Origin of the sequence: Streptomyces sp. NPDC004542, assembly GCF_040610035.1 — a bacterium.
In the GTDB taxonomy this organism is placed as follows: Bacteria; Actinomycetota; Actinomycetes; order Streptomycetales; family Streptomycetaceae; genus Streptomyces.
Window position 1 is genome coordinate 1 of sequence record NZ_JBEXLP010000192.1, and the last position, 3278, is coordinate 3278.

General features: G+C 64.6%; 2 protein-coding genes and 1 pseudogene. 1 reads left to right on the forward strand and 2 read right to left on the reverse strand.

Annotated features, from left to right (window positions below):
• Window positions 1-100: pseudogene (locus tag ABZX30_RS37915) on the forward strand (ATP-binding protein); the annotation flags it as partial.
• 137 nt (window positions 101-237) lie between these two features.
• Here the strand turns inward: ABZX30_RS37915 and ABZX30_RS37920 are convergent.
• Window positions 238-450, reverse strand: a complete 213-nt coding sequence (locus ABZX30_RS37920) for a bacteriocin immunity protein (RefSeq protein WP_355942956.1) — start codon at window positions 448-450, stop codon at window positions 238-240.
• A gap of 32 nt (window positions 451-482) precedes the next feature.
• On the reverse strand, window positions 483-3278 hold a 2796-nt coding region (locus ABZX30_RS37925; RefSeq protein WP_355942959.1), incomplete at its 5' end, for an RHS repeat-associated core domain-containing protein.

Genomic DNA, 3278 nt, shown 5'->3' on the forward strand with positions numbered 1-3278 from the left:
CGGGCGGGGGCTGCTGCTGCTCGACGCCGTGGTGGGGAAGTGGGGGGTGGAGCCCGTGACCGGGGGCGGGAAGACGGTCTGGTTCGAGTGCGGCGGCTAGACCGTGTCGCGTGCCGTCGTCACTGGAGGCTGGTCCGGTGCTCGTCGGTGGGGTCGGCCGGGCCGGCGCCGTCAGCGCCGACCAGCGGCAGGTCTTCGGCAGGGGTCCTGGGCGGGCCTGCTCGGCGTCTTTGCGGGCTACAGCTCGATCGGACGGTATGAGAGAGCCTGGTCCACCACGTCTTCAGCCGTCAAAGCCGGATCCGAGTAATAGATGAGGTCGCTGACCCGCGGGTGTGGAACGCTCTCTTTCAATTCTTCGAGCAGGCGATCTTCTTCCTCTTCCGGCAAGGTGGCATCGATAAGCTGCTGGACAATGTAAATCAGTTCCTCGCGCGTTTTACGGAGCATTGCCCCGCACCTCCTTAAGTCTACTCGTGAGGTCAATTTCCGAAGTGATAACTGCCGTCCAGTATTTCCTTATGATAGCGCGGCGTGACGACGACGATGTTGTCAAGATCGTACACGCCACCGCCGCGCTGGATTGGCTGAACATGATGTAGCACGTACCTGTACTGGCCAGGAACCTGTTGCCCCTCCAGCACAAATGGTGACTTACCGGCTGCCATTGCCGTCTGCCCTGACTTGCTGAACTGGCCCGCCAGCTCCGGATGCTTGGAAACCTGTTCCCAAAAGGCCTTCCGGAAGTCATTGAAGCTGGAAAACTCCCTTCCGTGTAGTGCTTTGGCCACCTGCCCCGGTATTCGCCCGGCATTGCCTTCCGACCCCCTCAGCCATTTTCCGGAAACCGAGGGAAGTGAAAACCCTCCGGTGGCCGCTCCGGGAGAATTGCGGAGTTCGGTTGCGCTCTTGGGTGATGTCAGGCATGGCGTCAGTCCTAGCGAGTCCGTCCACATATGCGGATTGACGACGTAATTACGGGGATTAGGGGATGCGGCGAGTCCGAGCGGATCCGGGGTCAGGTATCGAGCCGTCTGTGGATCGTAGTGGCGGAAGTAGTTGTAATGAAGACCTGTTTCGGGGTCGAAGTACTGGCCAGGGAAGCGGAGCGGTGTGTACGCCGTGCTGCCGACCGGCCAGGCGGTCTCACCCCAGAGGGTGCTGCGGGCACGCCAGGCTATGTCGCCCCGCTCGTCGATAAGTTCACTCGGGCTGCCGACCAGGTCCGTGACGATCGCGAAGAAGCGGAAGTCGACCTCCTCCTGAGGCGCTCCCGCCACCGTTATGCGTTCCGTCTGGGCTATCGGAGCGGTTCCTTCGTAGTCCCAGGTGAGCGTGACCGGATGCGGTAGGTTCGGGGACGTGGTTGTCTGCTCGCCGAGGACGGTGCCGTCCCAGGTGAACACCACACGTTCGACAGCCGTTTTGCCGTCGTCGGACAGGCGCAGTTTGGTCGTGCGGCGGCCGAGTGGGTCGTAGGCGTAGCGCCAGCGGGTGCCGTCGGGGGTCGTCACTGCCGTCAACCGGTCTTCGACGTCCCACTCGTAGCGCCAGGTGTCCGGCTTGCGGAAAAGGCGGGGCTTCTGGCGCATGGTGATACGGCCCAGAGCATCGTGCTCGTAGCGGACCCGGCCCGCCCGGGTGATGCAAGTGCCTGTGTACTCACGCGCGCCGAGCGCCGCTCCCCCCGAATGACTCTCCGGCCAGTGGGCCTGCGTCTGGTTGCCTGCCGAGTCGTAGACGTACGTCTCTGTCCAGTTCGCGGCGTTCACCGATGTCACCCGGCCCGCCACGTCCAGATGAAAGCGACGAGAGCCGCTGAGCCTGTCGTCAATGCCGATCAGGGCGCCATCGGCGCGATAGGTGTAGCTGCGGTGCTGGACGAGGTGACCACCTGTTGCCGTCACCGACTGGGCCGTCAGGCGACCCAGTACGTCGAAAGAGTGCTCCAGGGCGACCGCATTTCCGACGCTGCGCGCCACTTCCCGGCCCGCAGCGTCGTAGGTGGCATTGATCGGTCGGCCCGATGCCACCATCCCGATACGACGGCCTGCCGCGTCGTACGACCACGTTGTGATCGCACCTGCGGGTGTGGTGCGGGTTGTCAGTCGGCCCAACTCGTCATGGGCGTAGGCCATGGTGCGGCCGTCAACCGTCTCCGACTGCACGCGGCCGAACCGATCGCGCTGCACCTCCAGCGTCGTCCCGTCAGGGCCGACCGCGCGAGCGAGCTGGTCCGTCACGTCGTACACGTATGAGGTGACACGACCGGCAGCGTCCTTGCGCACCACCTGACCCAGCGCGTTGTGTTCAAATGACACGGTTTGCCCGAGTGCGTTGGTGCGGGAGGTCAGGCGGCCTGCCGCGTCGTAGGCATAAGCAAGGACGAGATCGTCGAAGTCGGACTCCGCGATCAGTTGCCCTGCCGGGTCGTATGTGTAGTTCCACGTCAGGTTCCGCGGTCCGGCAACTCGCGTCAGGCGCAGCTCCGTGTCGTATGCGAACTCGTAACGCGACCCGTCTGCCTCTGTGCGGGCTGCCACCAGGTCGAAGTGCGTGTACTCGTAGCGTGTGACCCTGCCCCCGGGGTCGGTGTGGCTGATGCAGTTGCCTTCACCGTCGTACGTCCATGATTCGATCGTGCCGTCGGAAGCGGTGCGTCGGGTCAGGCGGCCCTCTGCCGTCCACTTGAGCCGGGTCACGTCACCTGCCGGGCCCGTGACGATGAGGGGTCGCCCGAAGGCGTCGCGTTCGTAGCGGGTGATCGCGCCAAGAGGGTTCGTGACGGTTACCGGCAGGCCTGCGAGATCGCACTGGACCCAGGTCGTGTGGCCAAGGGCATCCACGACCCTTGTGAGACAGCCACGCGAGTCGTAGACCGACCTTGTCACGACGCCAGACGGGTCCGTGGCGGCGATGAGATTGCCGCACTCGTCGTATTCCCTGCGCCACTCCGTCCCGTCCGCCTCGATGATCGACGTGGGGAGACCGAGCGTGTTGTACGCAGAGTGCGCCGTCCGGCCGTCAGGGCGAGTGACCGACACCACGTGGCCCTGCTCGTCGTAGTCGTACCGGATGGTGTGGCCGAGTGGGTCGGTAACTGCTACGAGTTGCAGTTCGCGGTCCCATTCCTGGCTTGTGACATGGCCGAGCGGGTCGGTTTCGCGCACCAGGCGAAGTGCTTCGTTGTGTTCGTAGACGCGGGTGTGGCCGAGGGAGTCGGTGACGCGGGTGGTGCGGGTGGTGGTGTCGTAGGTGAGGGTGGAGGCGAGGGCGCC

Coding starts and splice junctions, on each gene's coding strand:
- ABZX30_RS37920 (WP_355942956.1), bottom strand. CDS start 450: ATGCTCCGTAAAACGCGCGAGGAACTGATTTACATTGTCCAGCAGCTT.